This is a genomic window from Candidatus Lokiarchaeota archaeon, from assembly GCA_014730275.1.
In the GTDB taxonomy this organism is placed as follows: Archaea; Asgardarchaeota; Thorarchaeia; order Thorarchaeales; family Thorarchaeaceae; genus WJIL01.
The window spans coordinates 1-3,256 of sequence record WJIL01000063.1; the positions used below are offsets into that span (position 1 = coordinate 1).

A 3,256-nucleotide genomic window follows, 5' to 3' on the forward strand; every position below is an offset into this window, starting at 1 on the left:
AATGGTTTCCAACCCGGGATGAGCGCATCCAGTTACAAGCGTCCATTCATCATTTCCATGGACTACCAAGGATTGCTCCTTGGTTCCCCTGCCTAACTCGCCAGTGGTATAAACTCTATCGGCTATCTTCTGCGAATCGCTGATTTCCACTATTTCCGTATTACTGAAGGAGGCTATGTTTTTCTTCAAGCTTGGAGAGAATGAGCTTGGCAGATACACCTTAACATCACCTAGTTTTTCTAGTATGCCTATGCCGCCTGCATGGTCACGATGATTATGCGACAAGGCCAACGTATGGATTCTCTCAATATCAACTTCAAGCCGATTGATATTGTGAAGCAAAATATTGAGATTGGCACCTGTATCGAATAGTATGTCGTCACCGATCAAACAAGAGAATCCCCAATCGGCCTTGAAATCTTCCATGGCTCTGTTGTCGTATAGAATTCGAAGCCTCATTCGCTCATCTCCCCGTAATGATTGTGTTGGGGCGTCACTCATGTTTTGATTGAGTCTTTTCCCTTAAGTCGCTATCCATTGCACACTATCCTATTTGGTGGAAATTGGCATAACTATTAAACAGCGAGGGGAATAACATAGTGGGATATTCTCCAGAGGAGAGCTAAATGGAACGAGAAGATGAGCTTTTGAAAGAAGTTGAGAAGATACGTAAGATACTTGAACCACCCCCACCAGAACCCCCACCAGAGAATTTCGTAGAGGAATTCAAGGATTTTCTTGCCAAGTATAAGGTACTGGGACTGGCAGTAGCCTTCATTCTGGGTATATATTTGGGGCAGCTGGTTCAATCTCTTGTGAACAATCTGATAATGCCCATTGTGGAACTCGCCCTACCCAATATAGAATGGAACCAAATCGAAATCGGTCCTTTTGGTATTGGAGCGTTCATTGGCGACCTTATCACTTTCATAATCATCGCCCTTGTCGTGTTTGTCATAGTCAAAGTGGCAAATCGAGCCGGCATCAAGTAGAGCCTCCCAGTTCAGGAGCCGTCAGGTCTATGCGGAAATGGGTAAGCCTAATTTAGACCTACCTCTTGAACACAAAGCACAATGGGACGTAACCTCAGTGAATGAGCTATATTCCTACCTTGTAAAACAGTTGGTGCTATATACTGTAGTTGGTGCCGCTCTCCGTATCTTCTTGTATGGTTTTCCGATGATTGAGACAGCCTGGCTGCTTGTGGGCTTGTCATTCAGCGTGGGCAGTGGTGGGACGGTGCTTCAATTGGCCCGCCTGATAGACAAGAAGCATTATGCATTAGGAGGAGTATTTCTCATCATCCTTGGGTTACTACCCTTCTGAGACAAGCGACTCTATGCCGATTTGTGGCAGAAGCATAGGAACTTCACCTTTGTAATCCTTGTATCGTTCTCCAAACATCCTTGTAAGCTGTTTTTCCTCTGCGAGACTCATAGCGTAGACTGCGACAAAGACAACGGGTGTCAATAGAAAGGAGTACAATCCCGATATGAGGAGACTAACACCAATGTGAGCCAGAACTCCGCCCAAGTACTGAGGGTGTCTGCATTTTGCGTATATCCCATTTGTGACCAATTCGTTCGGCAATTGAGTTTGAGAAACACTTAGAGAAAGTTCTGATACTGCACTTAATCCGAAATACGCGCCGAATACTAGGAAGAACAAGCCGACAATAAAATGAATGATGGGAATTTGGATTTCAATCATAGGTATGCTAATCCAAAACGATGGGAGGATAGGCAAACTAAAAGCGGGTTGGGGAACAAACCAGATTCCTGCCCAAGAAGCAAACAGTAACCATCCTGAAACAATACCGATCACATTACCTATTTTCCTTCCCTTTGTTTCACCAAATTGGTCTGCTAGTTTCTTGCGCTCTAGCGCGATGATATGGAATAGAACAGATATCCCGAACAGGGCCATCAGAAGCAATAACAGTTCATCCATTGATTTTTCCCACATATATTGAGGTTGCTATATTTTTCGAAAACTATGGATTATTCCTTTTTCCAGATTATCCCAATGCATCAAATAAAGCTCTTTGGATTCATGGTAATCAAAGAATGACTCTGTAATCTGAAGCACATCTTGTGGACCGACGCTTTGACTATGAAGATGTTTGATGAAAAGAGAGAATTTTCCTCCCTGCTTGAGAATTCGGTCAAACTCATTCAAAAGGCATCTATAGGGATTGAGAGTACCATCGATTCTAAGTAAGCTGCGAATGATATCATAGAAGAGGATAAAATCAACCGAATTAGCTCCTAGGTTTATTTCCAGCTCGCCGCTTGTTTTCATGGGTATGATGATTTCATCAAGATTCATGACCTCCGCTCTAGTCATGAGTTCATCTACGGCTGAGTGGTCTTTGTCAAGGGCATAGACCGTGCCCTTGTTTCCAACTACCCTTGCGGCTGGGATTGTATAATTCCCCACTCTGCAACCGAAATCAAGCACGATATTTCCTGATTGCATACCTATTTTCTGGAAGAAATCCTGTCCTTTCTCATTGTACCATTTCAAGACATCCGTCCCGACCGACAGAGACTCTAGAATGTGTTGATCAACATCCCTATGAGCTCTAAATCTTTCATTATTACGCTCATTGTCCATTATCTACCCTTCCCAAATTTCTGCTAACGGGGTAAATCGACTTCCGTATTCATTCCCTTTTCCCGTATATTTCTAAACGATTCGGAAAAACGAAATAGGTATACATAGGAAAAGGTTTTGTTCTATTTTGAATGCTTTTGCAATCCGTAGTTGAAGCTAGCCATTATGAAAGGGCCTACGGGGTGGTTCAATGATTCGAAACAAACCATATTCTGCTATCATATTTTCCTATTCCTCGTTTCGTTGGGTTCTCCAATTCTAAAATCCACTAGAACATGGCAAGGGGACTCTGAAGCTGCTTTTTCGCCGGCTCTGGGTGATTCATCATTTGGCAACAATCCGCTGATGCCGAAAGAATCACCTCAAAATACCCTAAGAAAACCAAGTCATAACCTACTTGCTGAATCGTCAATTGGGAATGAAGAAGTTATTGAAGAAGGGGTCCTTAATCCTCTAGATGTGGAACAAAGGGGCTATACAACTCCTGGCGTATTAGCTGGCAGGACTGATACCGGGATAGGTACATCCTACGCGTTTCCCTTGGACGAGGAGCATGATTGGGTTGCAAGCATGGCTGAGCTTGAGGTATGGAATCTTACAAGATTATACGCTGTAAATGGCAGTTTCATTGACGGAATTC

6 protein-coding genes are annotated in these 3,256 nt (G+C 43.3%); 3 read left to right on the top strand and 3 right to left on the bottom strand.

Annotation, left to right across the window (positions count from 1 at the left end; translation table 11 throughout):
* On the bottom strand, positions 1-501 hold a 501-nt coding region (locus tag GF309_06745), incomplete at its 3' end, for an MBL fold metallo-hydrolase (GenBank protein ID MBD3158474.1).
* Positions 502-626: 125 nt separating this feature from the next.
* On the opposite strand from GF309_06745, the gene GF309_06750 reads away from it, so the two are divergent.
* Together GF309_06750 and GF309_06755 are read left to right on the top strand one after the other, a co-directional pair.
* Positions 627-992, top strand: coding sequence for a hypothetical protein (locus GF309_06750; GenBank protein MBD3158475.1), 366 nt, complete (start codon positions 627-629; stop codon positions 990-992).
* Positions 993-1,029: 37 nt separating this feature from the next.
* A complete protein-coding gene (locus GF309_06755; GenBank protein ID MBD3158476.1) occupies positions 1,030-1,326 on the top strand; it encodes a hypothetical protein in 297 nt (98 codons plus the stop codon).
* Here GF309_06755 and GF309_06760 read toward each other — a convergent pair.
* Both GF309_06760 and GF309_06765 read right to left on the bottom strand, forming a co-directional pair.
* The gene (locus GF309_06760; protein MBD3158477.1) at positions 1,315-1,965 is read right to left on the bottom strand and encodes a hypothetical protein; all 651 of its coding nucleotides are present in this window, start codon (positions 1,963-1,965) and stop codon (positions 1,315-1,317) included. The two genes, GF309_06755 and GF309_06760, sit on opposite strands and share 12 nt — an antisense overlap.
* Before the next feature lie 12 nt (positions 1,966-1,977).
* Complete coding sequence (locus tag GF309_06765; protein ID MBD3158478.1) at positions 1,978-2,616, bottom strand: methyltransferase domain-containing protein; 639 nt, start codon at positions 2,614-2,616, stop codon at positions 1,978-1,980.
* 165 nt (positions 2,617-2,781) lie between these two features.
* On the opposite strand from GF309_06765, the gene GF309_06770 reads away from it, so the two are divergent.
* The coding region (locus GF309_06770) for a hypothetical protein (GenBank protein MBD3158479.1) at positions 2,782-3,256 on the top strand (475 nt) is incomplete at its 3' end.